Annotated in this window: 4 protein-coding genes; 3 read left to right on the top strand and 1 reads right to left on the bottom strand. The window is 72.0% G+C overall.

The features are described 5' to 3' along the window. The first annotated feature begins 140 nt into the window (after window positions 1-140). From F3J10_RS08265 to F3J10_RS08255, 3 genes are all read left to right on the top strand, one after another. Entirely contained in the window at window positions 141-23,456 is a 23,316-nt protein-coding gene (locus F3J10_RS08265; RefSeq protein ID WP_167241854.1) for a non-ribosomal peptide synthase/polyketide synthase, read from the top strand. 101 nt (window positions 23,457-23,557) lie between these two features. Beyond that, window positions 23,558-23,833 (top strand): DUF308 domain-containing protein, encoded by a 276-nt coding sequence (locus F3J10_RS08260; protein ID WP_036035037.1) that lies wholly within the window; start codon window positions 23,558-23,560, stop codon window positions 23,831-23,833. Window positions 23,834-23,886: 53 nt separating this feature from the next. Further along, window positions 23,887-24,228, top strand: coding sequence for a cupin domain-containing protein (locus tag F3J10_RS08255; protein ID WP_025100081.1), 342 nt, complete (start codon window positions 23,887-23,889; stop codon window positions 24,226-24,228). 32 nt (window positions 24,229-24,260) lie between these two features. Here F3J10_RS08255 and F3J10_RS08250 read toward each other — a convergent pair. Further along, window positions 24,261-24,591 (bottom strand): LuxR C-terminal-related transcriptional regulator (locus F3J10_RS08250; protein ID WP_167241853.1); only part of this gene is annotated, 331 nt, incomplete at its 5' end.

Genomic DNA, 24,591 nt, shown 5'->3' with positions numbered 1-24,591 from the left:
CGCCTGACCCTCCAGGCGCCGCGACGGGCATCGCGCATGCGCGGGCCGCCGCCGGCACCTGGCTCATCCATTCCATGTCGAATCGCGTGACGGGATGTCCCGACGAGAGCACCCGGCCGTTCGATTCGCTGCCCAAAGCCATGAACAATCCCACTTCGCATCAAGAGCACCACGGCCTGACGAGTTCGCAGCGCGAGATCTGGTTCGACCAGGAAATGCATGGCGAGGCGCCGGTCTACAACATCGGCGGTTATGTGCGGATCTCGGGCCGCGTCGACGCGGCGCTGCTGGCACGCGCGCTCGAACTGCTGATCCGCGGGCACGACGGCTTGCGCATCGTGCTGTCGCGGGAGCAGGACGAGGAAGGCGTGCCGCGGCAGGAAATCGGGCCGGCCGAGCCCTTCGTGCTGCCGTTGCACGATCTTTCCGCGAGCGAGGATCCCGAAGCCGCGGCCCTCGCGCATGTCGATCGCCAACTCGAAACGCCCTTCGTGCTGCGCGGCGCTCCCCTCTATCGCTTCGAGCTGCTGAAGCTGGGCGAGGCCTGTTTCGACCTGGTGCTGGTCCTGCATCACCTGATCGTCGACGGCTGGGCGATCGGCCTGATGCTCGAATCGCTGGGCAGGATCTATGGTCAGCTCGAAGCCGGGCAGGCGCCCGGGCTCGATGCGCCTTCCTACCTCGACTTCGTCGAGCAGGATCGCCTGTATCGCCAGTCGCCGAAGTTCGAGCAGCATCGCGCCTACTGGCTCGACAAGTTCCGCGAAGTGCCGGAGCCGCTGTTCAGCCCGCGTTTCAAGGCGCGCTTCGGCGATGCCGTGGTGCCCAGCCGCAATCACCAGTTCAGCCTGCCGCGCAGCCATTACGAGCGCATCGTCGCGCTCGCCGGCGCCTGTGACGCCACGCCGTTCCACGTGATCCTCGCGATCCTCTACGTCTACTTCGCGAGGACGGCCCAGCGCGAGGACCTGAGCATCGGCCTGCCGATCCTGAACCGCGCCAATGCCGGGTTCAAGGCCACGCTCGGCATGTTCGCCGGCGTCAGCGCGATGCGCCTGCGCTTCGACCAGGAACTGCCGTTCGACGAACTGGTGAAGGCGCTGGGCGCGATGCTCAAGCAGGATTACCGCTACCAGCGCTTCCCCATCAGCGAGCTCAATCGCGAGCTGGGCCTGTGGCGCGCGCAGCGTGCCCAGGTGTTCGACATCTCGCTGTCCTACGAGCGCAACGATAACAACCTGCGCTTCGGCGACTGGCCGGCGCGCGCGGTCAAGCGCTCCAACAACCACGAGCAGACGCCGCTGGCCATCTACGTGCGCGAGAACCGCTACGACGAGCAGGTCTGGATCCACTTCATCCACAACCAGGCCTATTTCGACGGCGCGGAGATCGAGGCGCTGGAGCAGCGCTTCCGGCACCTGCTGGACCAGGTGCTCGACGCGGTGCACACGCCCGTGCATCGCCTGGCGATCGCCACGCCCGAGGAAAGCGCGCGAATCGCCCGCTGGGGCGCGGCCGGCGTCGAGACGGCGCGGGAGCGCACGATCCACGAGCGATTCGAGGCGCAGGCCGCGCGCGCGCCCGATGCGATCGCGGTGGTGCATGAGGGTCGGCAACTGAGCTACGGCGAACTGAACGCGCGCGCCAACCAGCTCGCGCATCGCCTGATCGGAATGGGCGTGCAGCCCGACCAGCGCGTGGCGATCTGCGCCGAGCGCGGGCTGGAGATGCTGGTTGCCGTGCTCGCGGTGCTGAAGGCGGGCGCGGGTTACGTGCCGATGGACCCGGCCTATCCGGCCGAGCGGCTCGATCACATGCTGGGCGACAGCGCGCCGGTGGCGATCCTCGTTCAAGGCGCCGGCCGTGAGGTGGCGGCGGCGAGCGCCCGGTCGGTCCCTGTCATCGAACTCGACGAGAGCGCCTGGGCCGGGCAGCCGACCGGCAACCCCGCGCGCGCCGATCTGCAGCCGCATCATCTCGCCTACGTGATCTACACCTCGGGCTCGACCGGCCTGCCCAAGGGCGTGATGGTCGAGCATCGCAACGTGCCGCGCCTGTTCGAGGCCACCGCGCCCTGGTTCGGCTTCGACGAGCAGGATGTGTGGACGCTGTTCCATTCCTTCGCCTTCGACTTCTCGGTCTGGGAGATCTGGGGCGCGCTGCTGCACGGCGGCCGCCTGGTGGTGGTGCCGGCGCCGGTCAGCCGCTCGCCGCGAGCCTTCTACGCGCTGCTGCGCGAGCAGGGCGTGACGATCTTGAACCAGACGCCAAGTGCGTTCCAGCAACTGATCGCGGCGCAGGGCGACGATGCCGGCGCGCATCGCCTGCGGCAGGTGATCTTCGGCGGCGAGGCGCTGGAGCCGAGCATGCTGCAGCCCTGGTATGCGCGCGCCGGCAATGCGCACACGCAGCTCGTCAACATGTACGGCATCACCGAAACCACGGTGCACGTCACCTATCGCGCGCTGGGCGCGGAGGATGCGCGGCATGGCGGCCGAAGCCCGATCGGCGTGCCGATCCCGGACCTGCGAGTGCATGTGCTCGACCGCTGGGGCCAGCCGGTGCCGGCCGGGGTGACCGGCGAGATGTACGTCGGCGGCGCGGGCGTGGCGCGTGGCTACCTGAACCGCCCCGAGCTGAGCGCCGAGCGCTTCGTGCGCGACCCGTTCAGCGACGATCCTCACGCGCGGCTGTACCGCACCGGCGACCTGGGGCGCTGGCAGCCCGACGGCACGCTCGACTACCTGGGCCGCAACGACGACCAGGTGAAGATCCGCGGCTTCCGTATCGAGCTGGGGGAAATCGAGGCGCGGCTGGCGGCGATCGAGGGCATCGAGGCCGCGGCCGTGCTGGCGCGCGAGGACGTGCCCGGCGACAAGCGCCTCGCGGCCTACTACACGGGCGAGGAGCAGGCGGCGGAAGCCTTGCGCGCCGCGTTGCAGGCGCGGCTGCCGGACTACATGGTGCCGGCCGCCTTCGTGCACCTGGACGCGCTGCCCCTGACCGCCAACGGCAAGCTCGACCGCCGCGCGCTGCCGGCGCCGCAGGCGCAGGCCTATGCGAGCCGCGCCTACGCGGCGCCGCAAGGCGAGGTGGAGCAGACCCTCGCGCGGCTCTGGCAGGCGCTGCTCGGCATCGAGCGCGTCGGCCGCCACGATCATTTCTTCGAGCTGGGCGGCCATTCGCTGCTGGCCGTGAAGCTGGTCGAGCAGATGCGCGAGGCGGGGCTGCGCGCGGACGTGCGAGTGCTGTTCGGCCAGCCGACCTTGTCGGCCCTGGCGTTGGCGGCGCAGGGCGGCGAGGGCGAGTCCTTCACGGTGCCGCCCAACCGGATTCCGGCCGATTGCGGGCGGATCACGCCCGACATGCTGCCGCTGGCGACGCTGAGCCAGGCGCAGATCGAGACGATCGCGGCCGGCGTGCCGGGCGGCATGCGCAACATCCAGGACATCTATCCGCTCGCCACGCTGCAGGAAGGGATCCTCTATCACCATCTGTCGGCGAGCCGGGGCGATCCCTATGTGCTGCAGGCGCTGTTCAGCCTGCCCGACCGGGCACGGCTCGACGCCTTCGCGGCCGCGCTGCAGGGCGTGGTGGATCGCCACGACATCCTGCGCACCGCGGTGAGATGGGAAGGGCTCGACGAGCCGATGCAGGTGGTGTGGCGCGAGGCCCGGCTGCCGGTCGAGGAAGTCCGTCTCGACGCCGTGCAAGGCGATATCGCCGCCCAACTGCGCGAGCATCACGATTTCCGCGGCGCGCGGCTCGATCTCGGGCGCGCGCCGATGATGCGCCTGGTCCACGCCGAGGACCCGACCAACCAGCGCCATGTCGCGCTGCTGCTGTTCCATCACCTGATCGACGATGCCACCTCGCTGCGCTACATGGGCATCGAGGTGGACGCGCTGCTGCGTGGGCAGGCGCAGGCGCTGCCCGAGCAGGTGCCGTACCGCAACTACGTGGCCCGCACGCGCCTGGGCGCGGATCGCGCGGCGCAGGAAGCCTTCTTCCGCGAGATGCTGCAAGGTGTCGACGAGCCGACGCTGCCGTTCGGGCTGGTGGACGTGCTGAGCAGCGAGGCCGAGCTGCGCGAGGCGCGCCTGGGCGTGGCGCCGGCCGTGTCGGCGCGGCTTCGCGCGCAGGCGCGGCGCCTCGGCGTGAGCGCCGCGAGCCTGCATCACCTGGCCTGGGCGCAGGTGGTGGGCGCCGTCTCGGGCCGCGAGGACGTGGTGTTCGGCACGGTGCTGATGGGGCGCCTGCAAGGCAGCGCCGGCGCGGCGCGCTCGCTGGGCATGTTCATCAACACCTTGCCGCTGCGCGCCGAACTGGGCGCGACCGGCGCGCGTGCCGCGGTGGCGCGGATGCACCAGCGCCTGAGCGCGCTGCTCGAGCACGAGCATGCGTCGCTGTCGCTGGCGCAACGCTGCAGCGGCGTGGCGGCGCCCGCACCGCTGTTCAGCGCGCTGCTGAACTACCGGCACGATGCCGTGCAGGCCGGCGCCGAGCAGGCCAGCGCGGATGCCTGGCGCGAGGTGACGGTGCTGGGCGGCGAGGAGCGCAGCAACTATCCGCTGATGCTGTCGGTCGACGATCGCGGCGAGGATTTCGGGCTGGCGGTGCAGGCTGTCGAGCAGGTGGACGCGGCGCGGATCTGCGCCTACATGCACACGGCGCTCGAGCAACTGGTGGAAGCCTTGGAGCAGCGGCCCGAGGCGCCGCTGCAAAGCCTCACGATCCTGCCGCCGCAGGAGCGCTCGCGCCTGCTCGACGGCTTCAACGCGACCCAGGCCGACTGGCCGAACCAGGCCACGGTCCACGCCCTGTTCGAGGCGCAGGCGCGGCGCACGCCCGAGGCGGTGGCGGCGGTGTTCGAGGGCAGGCAGCTCGGCTACCGCGAGCTCGACCAGCGCGCCGAGCGCCTGGCCCGGCAACTGGCGCGGCGCGGCGCGGGCCGCGATGCGCGCGTGGCGATCTGCGTGGGCCGCAGCCTGGAGATGGTGGTCGGGCTGCTCGGCATCCTGAAGTCGGGCGCGGCCTATGTGCCGCTCGACCCGGGTTACCCGGCCGATCGCCTGGCCTGGATGCTGGCCGACAGCGCGCCGCTGGCGGTGCTCACGCACGCACCGACGGCGGGCGTGGCCGGCGACACCGGCGTGCCCGAGATCGCCATCGACATCGAGACGGCTCCGGATGATGTCGATGACGAAGCGCCGCCGCCGCGAGCCGAGGCGTCCGATGCCGCGTCGCTGGCCTATGTGATCTACACCTCCGGTTCCACCGGCCGGCCCAAGGGCGTGGCCATGCCGCATCGGGCGCTGGTGAACCTGCTGCACTGGCAGGCGAGCGACAGCCAGTACCAGGGCTATCGCGGCGGCCGGACCCTGCAATTCGCGGCGCTCGGCTTCGACGTGGCGTTCCAGGAAATCTTCAGCACGCTCTGCACGGGCGCCACGCTGGAGCTGATCCCCGAATCGCTGCGCTTCGATTTCGCGCGCCTGTTCGAGCACATCCGCGCGCGCGGCATCGAGCGCATCTACCTGCCGTACATCGCCTTGCAGGGGCTGGCGGAAGCGGTGGTCGGCAGCGGGGCGGCGCTGTCGGGCTGCGCCCTGCGCGAGGTGATCACGGCCGGCGAACAGTTGCGCATCACCGACGAGATCCGCAGCTTCTTCGCTCGCCTGAAGCCGGCGCGTCTCTACAACCATTACGGGCCGTCGGAAACCCACGTGACGATCGCCTTCTCGCTGCCCGAGTCGGTCGAGGCCTGGAGCACGCTGCCGCCGATCGGCCGGCCGATCGCCAACACGCGGGTCTATCTGGTGGACGAGCAAGGCCGCCCGGTGCCGCAAGGCGTGGCCGGCGAAATCTGGATCGGCGGCGCGGGCGTGGCGCGCGCCTACCTGAACCGGCCGGATTTGACGGCCGAGCGCTTCCTCGACGATCCATTCGGCGGCGAGCCGCGGGCGAGCGTCTATCGCACCGGCGACCTGGGCCGCTGGCTGGCCGACGGCAGCATCGAATACCTCGGCCGCAACGACCAGCAGATCAAGATCCGCGGCTTCCGCGTCGAGCCGGGCGAGATCGAGGCGAAGCTCGAGCAGCTCGAGGGCGTGAAGGACGCGGCCGTGGTGGCGCGCGAGGACGCGGCGGGCGGGCGGCGGCTGGTGGCTTACTACACGGGCGAGGCGATCGCGGCCGACGCGCTGCACGCGGCGCTGCAAGCGAGCCTGCCCGACTACATGGTGCCGGGGCGCTACATGCACCTGGCGGCGCTGCCGCTCACGCCGAACGGCAAGCTGGACCGCCGCGCGCTGCCCGAGCCCGATGCGCAGGCGCTGGTGAGCCGGCGCTACGAGGCGCCGGTCGGCGAGGCCGAGCAAGCCCTGGCGGCGATCTGGCAGGACCTGCTGGGCGTGGCGCGGGTGGGCCGCCAGGATCATTTCTTCGAGCTGGGCGGCCATTCGCTGCTGGCCATGAAGCTGGTGGAGCGGATGCGCCGGGCCGGGCTCGATGCCGATATCCGCGTGCTGTTCGGCCAGCCGACGCTGGCCGCGCTGGCGGCCGCCGCGAGCGGCCGGGCCGAGGTGGCGGCGCCGGCCAATGCGATCCCGGCCGATTGCGAGCGGATCACGCCCTCGATGCTGCCGCTCGCGATGCTCACGCAGGAACAGATCGACGCGGCCGTGGCCGGCGTGCCGGGCGGCGCGCGCAACGTGCAGGACATCTATCCGCTCGCGCCGCTGCAGGAAGGCATCCTCTATCACCACGTGTCGACCAGCGAGGGCGATCCCTACCTGCTGCAGGCGCTGTTCAGCCTGCCGAGCCGCGAGCGCGTGGCGGGCTTCCTCGATGCGTTCCAGCAGGTGATCGACCGGCACGACATCCTGCGCACGCGCATCGTCTGGACCGGCCTCGACGAAGCCTTGCAGGTGGTCTGCCGGCAGGCGCCGCTGGCGGCGAGCGAACTCGTGCTGGATGCGCGGCAGGGCGATATCGGCCGGCAGTTGCAGGCGCGCTTCGATCCGCGCCATTACCGGCTCGACCTGCGGCAGGCGCCCTTGATGCGGGTCGCCTACGCGCGCGACGAGGCGAACGATCGCTGGCTGCTGGTGCTGCTGATCCACCACATGACGCTCGATCACACCGCGCTCGACGTGATGCAGCAGGAGATGCTGGCCTGCCTGGAAGGTGGCGAGGCGAGCGCGAGCCTGCCCGCGCCGCAGCCGTATCGCAACTATGTCGCCCAGACGCGCCTGGGGGTGAGCCAGGCGGCGCACGAGGCCTTCTTCCGCGAGATGCTGGCGACGGTGGACCAGCCTTGCCTGCCGTTCGGGCTGGTGGACGTGCAGGGCGACGGCCACGGCATCGAGGAAGCGCGGCGCGATGTCGATGCCGCGCTGGCCGGCCGGATCCGCGCGCAGGCGCGCCTGCTCGGCGTGAGCGCGGCGAGCCTCGCGCACCTGGCCTGGGCGCGAGTGGTCGGCGAGCTCGCCGGGCGCGAGGATGTCGTGTTCGGCACGGTGCTGCTGGGGCGCCTGCAAGGCGGCTCGGGCGCGGATCGCGCGCTGGGGATGTTCATCAATACGCTGCCGCTGCGCGTCGATGTCGGCGGGCAGGGTGCCAGGGACGGCGTGCGTGCCACGCATGCGCGGCTGGCCGCGCTGCTCGGCCACGAGCATGCCTCGCTGGCGCTGGCCCAGCGTTGCAGCGGCGTGGCCGCGCCGGCGCCCTTGTTCAGCGCGCTGCTGAATTATCGTCACAGCAGCGCCGAATCGATGCAGCGTGATCGGACAAGTGCCTCCTGGAGCGGAATCGAGGTGCTGGAGGTCCTGGAGCGCACCAACTATCCGCTGTGCCTGAGCGTCGACGATCTCGGCGAAGGCTTCGTGCTGACGGTGCAGGCGGTGTCGAGCGTCGACGCGCGGCGCGTCGCGGCTTACGCGCATACGGCGCTGGAGCAGCTCGTCGATGCGCTCGAACATCGACCCGAAGCACCCCTGCACGAGCTGTCGATCCTGCCGTCGACCGAGCGCGCGCAACTGCTCGAAAGCTTCAACGCGACGGCGGCGAGCCATGCGCGGGATGAGGCGACGCTGCATGCGTGGTTCGAGGCGCAGGTGCGCAGCACGCCGCACGCGACGGCGGTGTGCCACGAAGCGCAAACGCTGAGCTACGCCGAACTGAACGCGCGCGCCAACCGGCTCGCGCATCGCCTGGTCGAGCAGGGCATCCGGCCCGAGGATCGCGTGGCGATCTGTGTCGAGCGCAGCCTCGACATGGTGGTGGGCCTGCTGGCGATCCTCAAGTCGGGCGCCGCCTACGTGCCGGTCGATCCCGGCTATCCGGCGCAGCGGCTCGCCTACATGCTGGAGGACAGCGCCCCGGCGGCGATCCTCGTCCACGCTGCAACGCAGGGCCTGGTGGGGCAGGCTCCCGCTCCCGTCATGAGGATCGATGCGGAGGATCTCGACGCTTATCCCGATGCGGATCCACGCGTTGCCGGGCTCGACGCGCGCAGCCTGGCCTATGTGATCTACACCTCGGGCTCGACCGGCCAGCCCAAGGGCGTGATGGTCGAGCATCGGCAACTGGTCAATCACATGGCCTGGATGCAGGCCGCGTTCCCGCTCGAAGCGGGCGACGCGGTGGCGCAGAAGACGCCGTTCAGCTTCGACGCCTCGATATGGGAGTTCCACGCGCCGCTGCTGGCGGGCGGCCGGCTGGTGCTGGCCAGGCCCGATGGCCATCGCGACGTCGAGTACCTGGCGACATGGTTGCGCACGCAATCGATCCACACGCTGCAGGTGGTGCCCACGCTATTGGCGGCCCTGCTCGAGGCGAACGCGCTGGCCGGCTGCCCGGCGCTGCGGCGCGTGTTCTGCGGCGGCGAGGCGCTGTCGGCCCGGCTGGTCGAGGCCTTCCACGCCCAGGCGCCCGGGGTCACGCTGGTGAACCTCTATGGCCCGACCGAAACGACCATCGACGCGAGCAGCCATGTCCATGCGCGTGGCGAGGTGCGGGCCGGCTCGATCATCGGCCGGCCGATCGCGAATACGCGGATCTACATCCTGGATGCCCAGGGCCAGCCGGCGCCGATCGGCGTGGCCGGCGAACTGGCGATCGGCGGCGCCGGCGTGGCGCGCGGCTACTTGCATCGTGCCGAACTGACGGCCGAGCGCTTCGTGACGGATCCGTTCAGCGAGGATCCTCAGGCGCGCATGTACCGCAGCGGCGACCTGGGCCGCTGGCTCGAGGATGGCAGCATCGAATACCTCGGCCGCAACGACGATCAGGTCAAGATCCGCGGCTTCCGCATCGAGCTCGGCGAAATCGAGGCCCGGCTGGGCGCGGTGGACGGCATCAAGGACGCCGTCGTGCTGGCTCGCGAGGACGCGCCGGGCGATGCCCGCCTGGTCGGCTACTACACCGGCACGGCCTTGCCGGTCGAGACGCTGCGCGCGAGCCTGCAGGCGCAGTTGCCGGAACACATGATCCCGGCCGCCTACCTCCATCTGGCGGCGCTGCCGCTCACGCCGAACGGCAAGCTGGATCGCAAGGCGCTGCCGGCGCCGGATGCGCAGGCCTATCGGGTTCGCGCCTACGAGGCGCCCGCCAACGACGCGGAACGCATCATCGCCGACATCTGGCAGAACCTGCTGGGCATCCCGCGCGTCGGCCGCCACGACAATTTCTTCGAGCTGGGCGGCCATTCGCTGCTGGCCGTCAGGCTGATCGAGCGCATGCGTCAGGCGGGATTGCAAGCGAACGTGCGCACCTTGTTCGGCCAGCCGAGCGTGGCATCCCTGGCGGAAACCGCCGGCGCACGCGCCGAGATCGAGGTGCCACCCAACGGCATCCCGGCCGATTGCGAGCGGATCACGCCCTCGATGCTGCCGTTGGTGATGCTCACGCAGGAACAGATCGATGCGGCCGTGGCCGGCGTGCCGGGCGGCGCGCGCAACGTGCAGGACATCTATCCGCTCGCGCCGCTGCAGCAGGGCATCCTGTACCACCACCTGATGGCCGAGGCCGGCGACCCGTACCTGCTGCACGCCTTGTTCGGCTTCGCCAGCCGCGAACGGCTCGACGCCTTCATGAGCGCGCTGCAAGGCGTGATCGATCGCCACGATATCCTGCGCACCTCGATCGTTCGCGACGGCCTTGAGGAACCGCTGCAGGTGGTCCAGCGCCATGCGCGACTGAGTCAGGAGCAGATCGTCCCGGAAGCCGGCGATGTCGCCGCGCAGTTGCAGGCCCGCTTCGATCCGCGCCGGTTCCGGATCGATCTCGGCCAGGCGCCGCTGATGCGCGTGGCCTTCGCGCACGACGCGGCCAACCGGCGCTGGCTGGCGATGCTGCTGTTCCATCACATCGCCCTGGACCACATGGCGCTGGAGATTGTGCAGCAGGAGATGCAGGCGCATCTGCTGGGCGAGCAGGCGGCCTTGCCCGTGGCGCTGCCTTACCGCAACTACGTGGCCCAGGCGCGGCTCGGCGGCAACGACGCCGCGCACGAGCATTTCTTCCAGGCGATGCTGCACGACATCGACGAGCCGACGCTGCCCTTCGGCCTGGCCGACGTGCAGGGCGACGGACGCGGCGTGGCCGAATGCAGCCGGCCGGTCGAGGGCGAGCTGGTGCGGCGCTTGCGCGGCCACGCGCGCCGGCTCGGCGTGAGCGCCGCGAGCCTGTGCCACCTGGCCTGGGCGCGCGTGGTGGGGCAGTTGTCGGGGCGCGACGAGGTGGTGTTCGGCACCGTGCTGCTCGGGCGCATGCAGGGCGGCGCGGGCGCCGAGCGCACGCTGGGCATGTTCATCAACACGCTGCCGTTGCGGGTCGGCGTCGGCGCGCAGGCGGTGGAGGACGGCATCGCGCAGACGCATGCGCGGCTCGCGGCCCTGCTGGAGCACGAACACGCCTCGCTGGCGCTGGCGCAGCGCTGCAGCGGCGTGGCGGCACCGGCGCCGCTGTTCAGCGCGCTGCTGAACTATCGCCACATGGGCCCGCAAGGGCCGCTCGCGGCCGGCCACGCAGCCTGGCAGGGCATCGAGGCGCTGGGCGGGGAGGAGCGCACCAACTATCCGCTGATGCTGTCGGTCGACGATTACGGCACGGACCTGGGGCTGACGGTGCAGGCCGTCGCGAGCATCGACGCGGCACGTATCTGCGGCTACATGCAGGCCGCGCTCGAAAGCCTGGCCGATGCCATCGAGCAGGCGCCGCGAACGCCGCTCCACGCGCTCGACATCCTGCCTGATGACGAACGCCGGCAGCTTCTGGACGGCTTCAACGACACGCACGCGCCCTATCCGCAGGACCAGACCCTGCACCGGTTGTTCGAGGCGCAGGCGGCGCGCGGCCCGAACGCCGTCGCGGTCGAGCACGACGGCCGGCAACTGAGCTACGGCGAGCTGAATGCGCGCGCCAACCGCGTGGCGCACCGCCTGATCGCGCTCGGCGTGCAGCCGGACCAGCGCGTGGCGATCTGCGTCGAGCGCGGCATCGAGATGGTGGTCGGCCTGCTCGGCATCCTGAAGGCGGGCGCGGGTTACGTGCCGCTCGATCCGGCCTATCCGGCGCAGCGGCTGCACTACATGCTGGCCGACAGCGCGCCGGTGGCCGTGCTGGCCCAGCCGGCCACGCGCGCCCTGCTGGTCGGCGAAATGCCGGTGCTGGACCTGTCGTCGACGGATATCGCGCACGAGCTGGTCGACAACCCGGTGGTGGCCGGGCTGGACGCGCGAAGCCTGGCCTACGTGATCTACACCTCGGGCTCGACCGGCCAGCCCAAGGGCGTGATGATCGAGCATCGCAACGCGGTCAATTTCCTCCACTGGGCCCATGAGGCCTTCGACGCGCGGGAGCAGGCGCGCACGCTGTTCTCGACCTCGCTGAACTTCGACCTGGCCGTCTACGAATGCTTCGCGCCGCTCACGCGCGGCGGCCGCATCGAGGTGGTGTCGAACATCCTCGCCCTGCGCGAGCGCGAGTATGAAGTCGACCTCGTCAATACCGTGCCCTCGGCCCTGGCGAGCCTGCTCGACAGCGGCGCCCTGGGCGCATCCGTGCGCACCGTGAACGTGGCCGGCGAGGCGCTGCGGCGCGAACTGGTGGAGAAGCTGTTCGCCGAAACCGCCGTGGCGCGGCTCTGCAATCTCTACGGCCCCTCGGAGACGACCACCTATTCGACCTGGGTATCGATGCCGCGCGAGCAGGGGTTCGCCGCGCATATCGGCCGCCCGGTGGCGAACACGCAAATCCATCTGCTCGACGCGCGCGGCGCGCTCGTGCCCTTCGGCGTGGCGGGCGAGATCTGCATCGGCGGCGCCGGCGTGGCGCGCGGCTACCTGAATCGCCCCGAGCTGACGGCCGAGCGCTTCGTCGAGGATCCGTTCAGCGCGGATCCGCAGGCACGCATGTATCGCACCGGCGACCTCGGGCGCTGGCTGCCCGATGGCCAGCTCGAATACCTGGGCCGCAACGACCACCAGGTGAAGATCCGCGGCTTCCGGATCGAGCCGGGCGAGATCGAGGCGCGGCTGGCCGCCTTGCCGGGCCTGCGCGAGGCGGTGGTGCTGGCGCGCGAGGACGCGCCCGGCGAAAAACGCCTGGTGGGCTACTACACGGGCGAGCCGCGCGAAGCCGAGCTGCTGCGCGGCGCCTTGCGCGAGACCCTGCCCGAGCACATGGTGCCGGGCGCCTTCGTGCATCTCGAGGCGCTGCCGCTGACGCAGAACGGCAAGCTGGATCGCAAGGCCTTGCCCGCGCCGCTGGCCGAGGCCTTTGCGAGCAATGCCTACGCGGCACCGGCCAACGACATCGAACAGGCGCTGGCGGGGATCTGGCAGACGCTGCTCGGTGTCGAGCAGGTCGGCCGTCACGATCACTTCTTCGAACTCGGCGGCCATTCGCTGCTGGCGATCCGGCTGATCGCCCAGGTGCGCGAGCGGCTCGGCGTGGAGCTGCCGCTGTCGGTGCTGTTCACGCATGCCTCGCTCGATGCGCTGGCCGCCGCCGTCGCGAGCGCCGCGAGCAGCAGCCTGCCGGCGATCGTGCCGGCGGCGCGCGGGGAGCACGGCGCGCTGCCGCTGTCCTTCGCGCAGCAGCGGCTGTGGTTCCTGGCCCAGCTCGCCGGCGGCAGCGATACCTATCACATCGCGGCCGGCCTGCGCCTGCGAGGCGCGCTCGACGTGCCGGCCTTGCAAGGCGCCCTGGACGGCATCGTCGCGCGTCACGAGGCCTTGCGGACCCGCTTCGTCGAGCAGGGCGGCCAGGCGGTGCTGCATATCGACGGCGAACATGCCGGGTTCCCGCTGCATGTCGAGGACCTCTCGACGCTTCCCGATCCGGCCGCGCGCGAGGCGGCGCTGGCCCGGCAGGTGGAGGACGAAGCCCGCGCGCCGTTCAGCCTGGAGGCGGGGCCGCTCGTGCGCGGCCGACTGCTCAGGCTCGGCGAGGACGATCATGCGCTGCTGGTGACGATGCACCACATCGTCTCGGACGGCTGGTCGATGGGCGTGTTCACGCGCGAGCTGGCGGCGCTGTATCGCGCCGGCCGTGGCGGCGAGGCGGCGTGCCTGCCGGCGCTGCCGGTGCAGTACGCCGACTACGCGCGCTGGCAGCGCGACCGGGTCGACGAGGCGATGCTGCAAAGGCAGGGCGCCTACTGGCGCGACGCGCTGTCGGGCGCGCCGGCCCTGCTGGAGCTGCCCACCGACCGGCCGCGCCCGGCGCGGCAGGATCACGCCGGCGCGGCGGTGCCGGTGCGCCTCGACGCGGAACTGACGGCCGCGCTGAAGGCGCTGGGCCAGCAACACGGCGCCACGCTGTTCATGGTCCTGCTGGCCGGCTGGGCGACCATGCTGGGCCGCCTGGCCGGGCAGGACGAGCTGGTGATCGGCGCGCCGGTCGCCAATCGGCAGCGCGCCGAGGTGGAAGGCCTGATCGGCCTGTTCGTGAACACGCTGGCGCTGCGCGTGGACCTGGCCGGCGAGCCCGATGCGAACGCCTTGCTGGCGCGCATCAAGGCGCGCGTGCTGGACGCGCAGGCGCACCAGGACCTGCCCTTCGAGCAGGTGATCGAGGCGGTGCGCCCCGAGCGCAGCCTGTCGTACAGCCCGCTGTTCCAGGCCCTGCTGGCCTGGAGCAACGTCGATACCCGCGGCCTGGCGCTCGATGGCCTGGCGCTCGCGCCGCTGGCCGCCGCGCATCGCGCCGCGAAGTTCGACGTCTCGCTGGTGCTCGACGAGCGCGACGGCTGCATCGCGGGCGAGCTCGAATACGCGAGCGCCTTGTTCGATCGCGCCACCGTGCAGCGTTATGTCGGCTACCTCGAACGCGTGCTGCGCGCGATGGTGGCGCAGCCGTCCGGGGCGCTATCGCGCATCGCGCTGCTGGACGCCGCCGAGCAGCATCGTCTGCTCGATACCTGGAACCGGACCGAGGCGGACTATCCGGCGCGGCAGGGCGTGCATCGGTTGTTCGAGGCACAGGCCCGCCACACGCCCGAGGCGATCGCGGTGATCGACGGCGAGACCGTGCTCGACTACGCCGCGCTCGACGCGAAGGCGAACCGCCTCGCGCGGCGCCTGATCGCCGCCGGCGTGCAGCCGGGCCAGCGCGTGGTGACGCTGCTCGACCGTTCCGCCGCCCTGGTGATTGCGCAACTGGCCATCCTCAAGGCCGGCGCGGCCTATGTGCCGATCGACCCGCGCGCGCCGGCCGAGCGGCAAGCCTGGGTGATGCGCGATTGCGGCGCGCCGGTCGCGGTGGTCGACACCGTCGAGGGGCTGCCCGAGGAGATCGCGGCGCGGGCGCTGCCGATCGACGACGGCAGCGAGGCCGACGAAGCCGCGGCCAACCCCGGCCTGCCGTTCGACGAGGCAGCCGTCGCCTACGTGATGTACACCTCGGGCTCGACCGGCACGCCGAAGGGCGTGCTGGTCCCGCATCGCGGCGTGAACCGCCTGGTCGTCAACAACGGCTACGCGAGTTTCCACGCCGAGGACCGCGTGGCCTGGGTCGGCAATCCCGCCTTCGACATCAGCACGCTCGAAGTCTGGGCGCCGCTGCTGCATGGCGGCTGCCTGGTGGTGGTGCCGCATGCCGCCGTGCTGCAGCCCCAGCAGTTGCGCGCGCTGGTGGAGCGGCATCGCATCAGCGTGCTGCACCTGACCTCGGGCCTGTTCAGCCAGATCGCCGAGCTGCTCGGCGACGTGCTCGGCACGCTGCGCCTGCTGCTGGTGGGCGGCGACGCGGTCGATCCGGCCGTGGTCGCGCGCGTGCTGGCGCGCCATGCGCCGCGGCATCTGCTGCATTGCTACGGGCCGACCGAGAACACCACCTTCTCGACCACCTGCGAGCTGACGGCCGCCGATGCGCGGCTGCCGCGCCTGCCGATCGGCCGGCCGATCGCGAATACGCGTGCCTACCTGCTGGATGCGCATGGACAGCCGGTGCCGACCGGCGCGATCGGCGAGTTGTACGTGGGCGGCGACGGCGTGGCGCATGGCTATCTCGACCGTCCCGAACTCACGGCCGAGCGCTTCCTGGCCGATCCGTTCGCGGCCGAGCCGGGCGCTCGCATGTACCGCACCGGCGACCTGGCGCGCTACCTGCCCGACGGCCGGCTGGAGTTCCTCGGCCGTAACGACCAGCAGGTCAAGATCCGCGGCTTCCGCGTCGAGCCGGGCGAGATCGAGGCGACGCTGGCGCGCTGCCCGGGCGTGAAGGACGCCGCCGTGATCGCGCGCCAGGACACGCCGGGGCGCCCCGACGAGAAGCGGCTGGTGGCCTACGTGGTGCCGCAGGACGGCGCCGGGCTGTCCGCCGCGGACTTGCGTGCGCGGCTCGCGGCCGAGCTGGCCGACTACATGGTGCCGGGCGCCTTCGTGATGCTGGCGGCGCTGCCGCTCACGCCGAACGGCAAGCTCGATCGCCGGGCGCTGCCGGCGCCGGACCTCGGGGCTCACGCCACGCGCGCCTACGAGGCGCCGCTCGGCGAGACCGAAACGCTGCTGGCGGGCATCTGGGCCGAGCTGCTGCATGTCGAGCGGGTCGGCCGCCAAGACCATTTCTTCGAGCTGGGCGGCCATTCGCTGCTGGCGGTCGGCCTGATCGCGCGGATGCGCGAGGCGGGCCTGCAGGCCGACGTGCGCGTGCTGTTCGGCCAGCCCACGCTGGCGGCGCTGGCCGCCGCGGTGGGCGGCGCGGCGCCGTCGGTGCCGGTGCCGGAGAACCGCATCGGCGAGGGCTGCGCGCGCATCACGCCCGAGCTGCTGCCGCTGGCGACGCTGAGCCAGGCCGCGATCGACCGGATCGTGGCCGGCGTGCCGGGCGGGGTGGCCAATGTGCAGGACATCTATGCATTGGCGCCCCTGCAGGAAGGCATCCTCTATCACCATCTGTCGGCCGGCGAGCAGGACCCGTATGTCCTGCAGGCCTTGTTCGCGGTGGACGGCCGGGCGCGCATCGACGCCTTCGCGGCGGCCCTCCAGGCGGTGATCGATCGTCACGACATCCTGCGCACGGCGATCGTCTGGGACGGGCTCGACGAGCCGGTGCAGGTGGTCTGGCGCCGCGCGACGATGCTCGTCGAAGAGGCGCGGGTCGATCCGGCCGACGGCGAGGTGGCCGACGCGCTGCGCGCGCAGTGCCGCCGCCTGGACCTGAGCCGCGCGCCGCTGATGCGGATGCGCTTCGCCCATGACCCGGCGAAGCGTCGCTGGGTGGCGATGCTGGCCTTCCACCACGTGGTGCTCGACCACGCGGCGCTGGAGATCGTCGAGCACGAGATCCGCGCGCATTTCGAGGGCCGGGGCGGGCAGCTGCCGGCGCCGGTGCCGTATCGCAACCATCTCGCGCAGGTGCGCGGCGGCGTGGGCCGCGAGGCGCACGAGGCCTTCTTCCGCGACATGCTGGGCACGCTCGACACGCCCACGCTGCCGTTCGGGCTGGCCGACGTGAACCTGCCGGGCGCCTCAATCGAGCAGGCGCGGCGCGCGGTGGACGGCGCGCTGTCCCGGCGCCTGCGCGCGCAGGCGCGCCGGCTCGGCGTGAGCGCGGCCAGCCTGCATCACCTGGCCTGGGCACGACTGCTGGGCCGCGCCTCGGGCAGCGAGGATGTCGTATTCGGCACCGTGCTGCTGGGCCGCCTGCAGGGCGGCGCCGGCTCGGAGCGCGCGCTCGGCATGTTCATCAACACCTTGCCGCTGCGCGTGGCGCTGGGCGAGCAGGGCGTGCGCGACGGCGTGCTGGCCACCCATGCGCGGCTCACGGCCCTGCTCGGCCACGAGCACGCGCCGCTGGCGCTGGCCCAGCGCTGCAGCGGCGTGGCCGCGCCCGCGCCGCTGTTCAGCGCCTTGCTGAACTACCGGCACAGCGCGCCCGTGCAGGACGCGCAAGCCGCCGTGTGGGACGGCATCGTCGCGCTGGAGAGCAGCGAGCGGACCAACTATCCGCTGAGCCTGTCGGTCGACGACCTGGGCGAGGACTTCTCGCTGACCGTGCAGGCAGTGCCGGCGGCGGGCGCGGAGCGCATCTGCGAGGCCATGCATTGCGCGCTGGAGAGTCTCGTGCAGGCGCTGGAGACGGCGCCTGACACGCCCATGCACGAGATCGAGGTGCTGCCGCCCGAGGCGCGGCGGCAGTTGCTGGTCGACTTCAATGCCACCGAGGCGCCGTTCGCCGCCGAGGCCAGCGCGCACGGGCTGTTCGAGGCCCAGGTGCGGCGCGCGCCCGAGGCGCTCGCGCTGCTGCACGGCACCCAGGTGCTGTCGTATCGCGAGCTGAACCTGCGCGCCAACCGGCTCGCGCATCATCTGCGCGGGCTCGGCGTGAAGGCGGAGGATCGCGTGGCGATCTGCGTGGAGCGCGGCCCGGAGATGATCGTCGCCGTGCTGGCGGCCTGGAAGGCCGGCGCGGCCTATGTGCCGCTCGACCCGGCCTACCCGGCCGCGCGGCTCGCCTACATGCTGGAGGACAGCGCGCCGGCGGTGGTGCTGCTGCAGGCCGCCACCGAGGCGCGGCTCGATACCGGCGCGCTGCGCTGCCTGCGGCTCGACCAGCCCTCGGCCTGGGCCGAGGCGCCCGCGCATGATCCCGAACCGCTCGACGCGATCGATCCAGCCGCCTCGCCGCTGGCCTACGTGATCTACACCTCGGGCTCGACCGGCCAGCCGAAGGGCGTGATGGTCGAGCATCGCGGCCTGGCCAACCTGGCCGCGATGCAGGCGCGCAGCTTCGAGGTGGGCCCCGGCAGCCGCGTGCTGCAGTTCGCCTCGTTCAGCTTCGACGCCTGCGTGTTCGAGATGGTGATGGCGCTCTGCCAGGGCGCCGCGCTGGTGCTGCCGCCGGCGGGCGTGGTGCTGGCCGGCACGGCCCTGCGCGAGGCGATCGAGGCGGGCGGCGTGACCCATGCCACGCTGCCGCCGGCGGTGCTGGCGGCCCTGCCCGACGAGGTCGACTTCCCCGGCGTGCGCACCCTGGTGCTGGCCGGCGAGGCGCTCGGCGAGCGGCTGGCGCGGCGCTGGTCGCGCGCTCGGCGCCTGGTCAACGCCTATGGCCCGACCGAAACCACCATCTGGGCCAGTTGGCACGTCTGCGCGCCCGATCGCGAGGGCCTGCCGCCGATCGGCCGGCCGATCGACAACACCGCGATCTATATCCTCGACGCGCACGGCCTCCCGGTGCCGCTGGGCGCGATCGGCGAGATCCACATCGGCGGGGTGGGGGTGGCGCGCGGCTACCTGAATCGCCCGGCCCTGAGCGCCGAGCGCTTCCTCGACGATCCGTTCCGCCCCGGCGGCCGGATGTACGCCTCGGGCGACCTGGGACGCTGGCGCGCCGACGGCGGCATCGACTATCTTGGCCGCAACGACTTCCAGGTCAAGATCCGGGGCTTTCGCGTCGAGCTGGAGGAAATCGCCGCGCAACTGGTGCGCGCCGGCGCGGCCGAGGCGGCCGTGATCGCGCATCGGCCGGGGCGCGAGGAGGCGCGGCTGGTGGCCTACTGCACCGGCGCGCCGATCGAGGCCGAGCCGTTGCGCTCGCGCCTGCAGGCCAGCCTGCCGGCGCACATGGTGCCGGCCGCCTTCGTCTGGCTGGCAGCGCTGCCGCTCACGCCGAACGGCAAGCTCGACCGCCGCGCCTTGCCGCTGCCCGACGCGCAGGCCTACGCGAGCCGCGCCTACGCGGCGCCGCGCGGTGAGATCGAAACGCTGCTGGCCGCGCTGTGGCAGGACCTGCTCGAGGTGGAGCGGGTCGGCCGCCACGACCACTTCTTCGAGCTCGGCGGCCATTCGCTGCTGGCGGTGCGGCTGATCTCGCAACTGCGCCAGCGCCTGGGCGTGGAGCTGCCGCTGGGCGAGCTGTTCGCGCATCCCGAGCTGGCCGGGCTGGCCGACGTGGTGGCGCGCGCCGCGCGCAGCGACTTGCCGGCGATCGTGCCGGCCGATCGCGACGGCCCGCTGCCCTTGTCGTTCGCCCAGCAGCGCCTGTGGTTCCTCGCGCAGGTGGAAGGCGCCAGCGCGGCCTATCACGTGCCGGGCGGGCTGCGGCTGCACGGCCGGCTCGACGTCGCCGCGCTGCGGCGCGCGCTGGACCGGATCGTGGCGCGGCACGAGGTGCTGCGAACCCGCTTCGTGCCGCTGAACGGGCAGGCGGTGCAGCGCGTGGACGAGGCCGATATCGGCTTCGCGCTGCGCCTGCGCGACCTGTCCGGGCAGCCCGCCGCGGCGCGCGAGCAAGCGCTGGCGCGGCTGGTGCGCGAGGAGGCGCTGGCGCCCTTCGACCTGGCGCACGGCCCGCTGATCCGCGGGCAGTTGATCACGCTGGCCGAGGACGACCACGCGCTGCTGCTGACCATGCATCACATCGCCTCCGACGGCTGGTCGATGGGCGTGCTCACGCGCGAGCTGGCGGCGTTCTACGAGGCCGGCCGGCTCGGCGAGGAAGCCGGCCCGGTACCGCTGGCGCCGCTGCCGCTGCAATACGCCGACTACGCGCGCTGGCAGCGCGAGCTGGTCGGCGGCGAGCGGCTGCGGGCCCAGGAGGCCTACTGGCGCGACGCGCTGGACGGCATGCCGGCGCTGCTGGCCCTGCCGACCGATCGGCCGCGCCCGGCGCGCCAGGACTTCGCCGGCGCGGCCGTGGCGCTGCGCCTGGACGCTTCGCTGGGCGAGGCCGTGAAGGCCCTGAGCCTGCGTCACGGCGTGACGCCCTACATGACGCTGCTGGCGGCCTGGGCCCTGGTGCTGTCGCGCCTGTCGGGCCAGCAGCAGGTGGTGATCGGCTCGCCCAGCGCGAACCGCGCGCGCGGCGAGACCGAGGACCTGATCGGCTTCTTCGTCAACACGCTGGCGCTGCCGATCGACCTGTCGGGCCAGCCCTCGGTGGCGGCGCTGCTGGAGCGGGTGCGCGAGCGCACGCTGTCGGCCCAGGCGCACCAGGACCTGCCGTTCGAGCAGGTGGTGGAGCGCCTCAAGCCGGTCCGCAGCCTGTCGCACAGCCCGCTGTTCCAGGTCATGTTCGCCTGGCAGAACCTGGACGGCGCCGCGCTGCGGCTGCCGGGCCTGACGCTGGCGCCGCTGGCCGCCACCCGCACCAGCGCGAAGTTCGACCTGACGCTGGAGCTGGGCGAGTCCGAGGAGGGCATCGTCGGCACGCTGGAATACGCCACCTCGCTGTTCGAGCGCGCCACCGCCGAGCGTCATGCCGCCTATCTCGAACGCGTGTTGCGCGAGATGGTGGCGCAAGACGGCGCGTCCCGGCCGGCCGCCGCCTTGCCGATGCTGGGCGAGGCCGAGCTGCGTCGCGTGCTGGTCGAGCACAACCTGAGCGATGCGGCCTATCCGGCGGCCGGATCGACGGTGGCCGAGCTGGTGGAGGCGCAGGCCGCGCGCACGCCCGAGGCGGTGGCGCTCGCGCAGCGCTCGCCGCTGGACGGCACCGAGCGCAGGCTGAGCTACGCGCAACTGGACCAGCGCGCCAACGCGCTCGCGCACGAGTTGATCGCCCAGGGCGTTCGCCCGGACGACCGGGTGGCGATCTGCGCCGAACGCAGCCCGGCGATGGTGGTGGGGCTGCTGGCGATCCTCAAGGCCGGCGCGGCCTATGTGCCGCTCGATCCCTCGTATCCGGCCGAGCGGCTGGCCGCCATGCTGGCCGACAGCGCGCCGGCCGCGGTGCTGCAGCAGAGCGCGACGGCGTCGCTGCTCGATGCCGCCGCGGCGCCGCGCATCATGCTCGACGCCGAGGCGGGCTGGGCCGAAGGCAGGCGCGAGCGGCCGGCGCTGGCAGGCGACGGCGCGAACCGGCTGGCCTACCTGATCTACACCTCCGGTTCCACCGGCCAGCCCAAGGGCGTGGCGATGGCCAACGCGCCGCTGGTCAACCTGCTGCAATGGCAGGCCGGCGTGGTGACGGCCGGGCGCACCCTGCAGTTCGCGGCGCTCGGTTTCGACGTGGCGTTCCAGGAGATATTCGGCACGCTGGCCGCCGGCGCCACGCTGGAGCTGGTCGACAGCGAGCTGCGGCTCGATTTCGGCCGGCTGTGGGCGCATATCCGCGCGCGCGGCATCGAGCGGCTGTATCTGCCGTACATCGCGCTGCAGGCGCTGGCCGAAATGGCCATGGCCGCGGGCGACGCGTTCGCGCCGGCCCTGCGCGAAGTGATCACGGCCGGCGAGCAGTTGCGCATCACCCCGCAGATCGCGGCCTTCTTCGCGCGCCACCCCGGCTGCCGCCTGCACAACCACTACGGCCCGACCGAATCGCACGTGGTGGTGGCGCACACGCTGGCGGGCGAGCCGGCCGCGTGGCCGGTGCTGCCGCCGATCGGGCGGCCGGTCGGCAACGTGCGGATCTACCTGCTCGATGCCCATGGCGCGCCGGTGGCCGAGGGCGTGACGGGCGAGATCCATATCGGCGGCGCGCAGCTCGCGCGCGGCTACCGCAATCTCGATGCCCTCGGCGAGGCGCGCTTCCTGGCCGATCCGTTCTCGGGCACGCCCGGCGCCCGCATGTACCGCACCGGCGACCTGGGGCGCTGGCGGCCCGACGGCACGCTCGACTACCTGGGCCGCAACGACGACCAGGTCAAGATTCGCGGCTTCCGCGTCGAGCCGGGCGAGATCGAGGCGCGCCTGGCGAGTTGCCCGGGCGTGCGCGAGGCGGCGGTGGTGGTGCAGGACGGCGAGGCGGGCGAGCGCCGGCTGCTGGCCTACTGGACCGGCGAGGCGCTGCGCGCCGAGGACCTGCGCCGCAGCCTTCAGGCCAGCCTGCCCGAGTACATGGTGCCGGCCGCCTATGTGCGGCTCGATGCCTTGCCGCTGACGCCGAACGGCAAGCTCGACCGTCGCGCGCTGCCGGAGCCGGACGCGCTCGCTTATGCCAGCACGCATTACGAGGCGCCGCTGGGCGACACCGAGCAGGCGCTGGCCGTGGTGTGGGCCGAGGTGCTGAAGCTCGCGCGGGTCGGCCGCCGCGACAATTTCTTCGCGCTCGGCGGCCATTCGCTGCTGGCGATGAGCCTGCTCGATCGCGTCCACCAGCGTTTCGGCGTGCGGCTGTCGATCAGCACGCTGTTCGCCTTCCCCGAGCTGGCGAGCCAGGCCCGGCAGATCGACTTCCCGCTGGAAGTCGCCTCGCCGGTGGAGCGGCTGCTGCCCGTCAAGTTGCGCGAGCAAGGCGGCCCGGTGCTGTTCTGCGTGCATCCGGCCAGCGGGCTGAGCTGGTCCTACGTCGGCCTGTCGCGTCATGCGCAGGGCGGCTTCCAGGTCTATGGCCTGCAGGCCGACGGGATCGCCGAAGGCACCACGCCGGCCGCCTCGGTCGAGGCCATGAGCCGCGGCTACATCGAGGCGATGCGCAGCGTGCAGCCGGAAGGGCCGTATCGGGTGCTGGGCTGGTCGATGGGCGGGCTGGTGGCCTTCGAGATCGCCTGCCAGTTGCAGGCGATGGGCGAGGAGGTCGACTTCCTCGGCATGCTCGACAGCTACCTGCTCTACACCACCGAGGAGGTGCCCGTCGACGACCAGTACACGCTGGCCAACGTGCTGCGCACGGCCGGCTACCCGATGGAGACGATCGAGCCGGGGCACCTGCTGAGCGTGGCGGAGGTGACGGCCATCGTGCGCCGCGAAGGGCATATCTTCGCGGATCTCACCGAGGCGCATATCCAGGGGCTGGTCGAGGTCCGGCGCAACAACCTGCGGATCTCGCAGCGCTACCTGCCCGGGCAGGTGTTCAAGGGCACCCTGACGCATTTCACCGCCACCGAGGAGGCGGTCAGGATGGAGTCGCCATTGCTGCACTGGCGCGCGCACGTGGACGGCGAGATCCGCTCGACGCCGGTGGCCTGCTCGCACGACGACATCGGCACGCCGCCCTACCTGGCCGAGATCGCGGTGTGGATCGACGCGATGCTGGAAGGCAAGGGGGTGTCGAGCGAAGTGTGAGCGGCATGCCGCGCGCCGACATCGGTCAAATGACCGATGTCGGCGGGTTTCGGGCGCTGCCATGATCGTCGGCAGGATCGAATGCGGGAAGGAGCCATGCCATGTCGGTTCGTCACCTGATCATCATCGCGGCCGGCAGCTGGCTGCCTCGCGCCCTGGGCGCCTGGGCCGTGTTGTCCGGGCTGTTGCAGCTGGCTCGCGCGGCTCGCCGCGGCAGGCGCGCCGAGCCGCCGTGGAACGCGCTGGCGGGCGGCGCGCGTTCGGTGCTGGCCGGCGTGCTGCTGTCGAGCGAGGCGGTGGGCGCGATCTATTTCCTGATCGCCGGCTGGTGGTGGGCGGTGGACGGCTTCCGGCGCCGGCGTGCCGGTACTTCGTGAGTCGCGGCCGGAACGGCGCGGCACGGGCAGGATCGAGACAGACGGAGAACGAGATGGACGACAAGGATATCGCGCTGGCCAACCCGAAGGTGCAGTACCGCAGCCTGCTGCGCGAGGACGGCTGCACGGTGCTGCAGACCACCATCCAGCCCGGCGGCGAGACGCAATGGCATCACCACACGCATGTCAGCGACCAGTTCGTGGTGGTGCGCGGGGTGCTGACGGTGGAGTACCGGATCGACGGCCGCGTCGAGCGCACGGAGGTGCGCGGCTTCCACTCGGTCGATCCCGGCGTGGTCCACCACGTCAGGAACGACACCGACGAGCCGCTCGTCTACATCATGGTGCAGGCCGGCGGCGTGCCGGACATCGTGCTGGCCGGGCCGTCGGCCTGAGCCGGCCGGCCAGGCGCCCTCGCGTCGTGCGGCTAGATCAGGCCCAGCGAGGAGGCCTTGAGCGTGGCCGCCGCGCGCGTCGAGCAATCGAGCTTGCGGAACACGTTCTCGACGTGGGTGCGCACCGTGCTCGGGCTCATGGTCAGTTCCTGCGCGGCTTCCTTGTTGCTGGCGCCGCGCGAGATCACGCGCAGCACCTCGACCTCGCGCGCCGACAGATGCGGGCCGGCCGTGCCGCGCCGGGCCGTGCGCCGCGCCACCGGCGCGCCTTGCGCCACCAGCGCGCCCACCGCCTCGCCGCATAGGCGGCCTTGCTCGACTTCGTCGCGCAGGCAGCGCGCGGCCTGCCCGACGAAGTCGAGA

Origin of the sequence: Burkholderia sp. Cy-637 (genome assembly GCF_011753175.1) — a bacterium.
GTDB lineage: Bacteria > Pseudomonadota > Gammaproteobacteria > Burkholderiales > Burkholderiaceae > Burkholderia > Burkholderia gladioli.
The sequence above is the reverse complement of the archived record's forward strand: the minus strand, read 5'-3'. Positions and strand labels throughout refer to the sequence as shown.